General features: G+C 50.3%; 2 rRNA genes. Both read left to right on the top strand.

Annotated elements, in window-relative coordinates:
- Positions 1 to 185: ribosomal RNA gene (locus EOC06_RS36040) — 16S ribosomal RNA — on the top strand; the annotation flags it as partial.
- A 208-nt stretch (positions 186 to 393) separates the two neighbouring features.
- A 23S ribosomal RNA gene (locus EOC06_RS36035) occupies positions 394 to 2,372 on the top strand; the annotation flags it as partial.

The following is a 2,372-nucleotide window of genomic DNA, read 5'->3' as shown; positions in this document are numbered from 1 at the left end:
CAGCATGCCGCGGTGAATACGTTCCCGGGCCTTGTACACACCGCCCGTCACACCACGAGAGTTTGTAACACCCGAAGTCGGTGGGGTAACCTTTTAGGAGCCAGCCGCCTAAGGTGGGATAGATGATTGGGGTGAAGTCGTAACAAGGTAGCCGTATCGGAAGGTGCGGCTGGATCACCTCCTTTCTAAGGAAAAATGGAATTCGTTCCATTCACAGATTGTTGATGATTTTGTTGTTCAGTTTTGAGGGAGCAATTCCTCAAAAGAAAGATTGTTCCTTGAAAACTAGATTATGAATAGTAAGAACCAAGAAAGAAACCGAGTAATCGCCATCTTAGATTCTCTATTTAATAGAAGAATTTCAGGGTAAAGAGTAACATCTTTAGCCGAAAAAGTTAAGTTAGAAAGGGCGCACGGTGGATGCCTTGGCACTAGGAGCCGATGAAGGACGGTACTAACACCGATATGCTTCGGGGAGCTGTAAGTAAGCTTTGATCCGGAGATTTCCGAATGGGGGAACCCACTATCCGTAATGGGATAGTATCGTTACTTGAATACATAGAGTAACAGAAGGCAGACCCGGGGAACTGAAACATCTAAGTACCCGGAGGAAGAGAAAGCAAACGCGATTCCCTGAGTAGCGGCGAGCGAAACGGGATTAGCCCAAACCAAGAGGCTTGCCTCTTGGGGTTGTAGGACACTCTACATGGAGTTACAAAGGAACGGGGTAGATGAATAGGTCTGGAAAGGCCAGTCATAGAAGGTAAAAACCCTGTAGTCGAAACTTCGTTCCCTCCTGAGTGGATCCTGAGTACGGCGGGACACGTGAAATCCCGTCGGAAGCAGGGAGGACCATCTCCCAAGGCTAAATACTCCCTAGTGACCGATAGTGAACCAGTACCGTGAGGGAAAGGTGAAAAGCACCCCGGAAGGGGAGTGAAATAGATCCTGAAACCGTGTGCCTACAAGTAGTTAGAGCCCATTAATGGGTGATAGCGTGCCTTTTGTAGAATGAACCGGCGAGTTACGATTACATGCGAGGTTAAGTTGAAGAGACGGAGCCGCAGCGAAAGCGAGTCTGAATAGGGCGTAATAGTATGTGGTCGTAGACCCGAAACCAGGTGATCTACCCATGTCCAGGGTGAAGTCCAGGTAACACTGGATGGAGGCCCGAACCCACGCACGTTGAAAAGTGCGGGGATGAGGTGTGGGTAGCGGAGAAATTCCAATCGAACTTGGAGATAGCTGGTTCTCTCCGAAATAGCTTTAGGGCTAGCCTCAAGGTAAGAGTATTGGAGGTAGAGCACTGTTTGGACTAGGGGCCCCCATCGGGTTACCGAATTCAGACAAACTCCGAATGCCAAATACTTATCCTTGGGAGTCAGACTGCGAGTGATAAGATCCGTAGTCAAGAGGGAAACAGCCCAGACCACCAGCTAAGGTCCCAAAGTATACGTTAAGTGGAAAAGGATGTGGAGTTGCTTAGACAACCAGGATGTTGGCTTAGAAGCAGCCACCATTTAAAGAGTGCGTAATAGCTCACTGGTCGAGTGACTCTGCGCCGAAAATGTACCGGGGCTAAACGTATCACCGAAGCTGTGGATTGACATCTAGTGATGTCAGTGGTAGGAGAGCGTTCTAAGGGCGTTGAAGCTAGACCGTAAGGACTGGTGGAGCGCTTAGAAGTGAGAATGCCGGTATGAGTAGCGAAAGATGAGTGAGAATCTCATCCACCGAATGCCTAAGGTTTCCTGAGGAAGGCTCGTCCACTCAGGGTTAGTCGGGACCTAAGCCGAGGCTGAAGAGCGTAGGCGATGGACAACAGGTTGATATTCCTGTACCACCTTATGAATCGTTTGAGCGATGGGGGGACGCAGGAGGATAGGGTAAGCGTGCTGTTGGATTAGCACGTCCAAGCAGTTAGGCTGGTAATGAGGCAAATCCCATTACCGTGAAGGCGGAGCTGTGACGGCGAGGGAAATATAGTACCGAAGTTCCTGATTCCACACTGCCAAGAAAAGCCTCTAGCGAGATTCAAGGTGCCCGTACCGCAAACCGACACAGGTAGGCGAGGAGAGAATCCTAAGGTGAGCGAGAGAACTCTCGTTAAGGAACTCGGCAAAATGACCCCGTAACTTCGGGAGAAGGGGTGCTCTTTTGGGTGCAAGCCCGAGAGAGCCGCAGTGAATAGGCCCAGGCGACTGTTTAGCAAAAACACAGGTCTCTGCGAAGCCGTAAGGCGAAGTATAGGGGCTGACACCTGCCCGGTGCTGGAAGGTTAAGAGGAGGGGTTAGCGTTCGCGCGAAGCTCTGAATTGAAGCCCCAGTAAACGGCGGCCGTAACTATAACGGTCCTAAGGTAGCGAAATTCC

It is taken from the genome of Mesorhizobium sp. M7A.F.Ca.MR.362.00.0.0, assembly GCF_004023175.1.
Classification (GTDB): domain Bacteria; phylum Pseudomonadota; class Alphaproteobacteria; order Rhizobiales; family Rhizobiaceae; genus Mesorhizobium.
The sequence above is the reverse complement of the archived record's forward strand: the minus strand, read 5'-3'. Positions and strand labels throughout refer to the sequence as shown.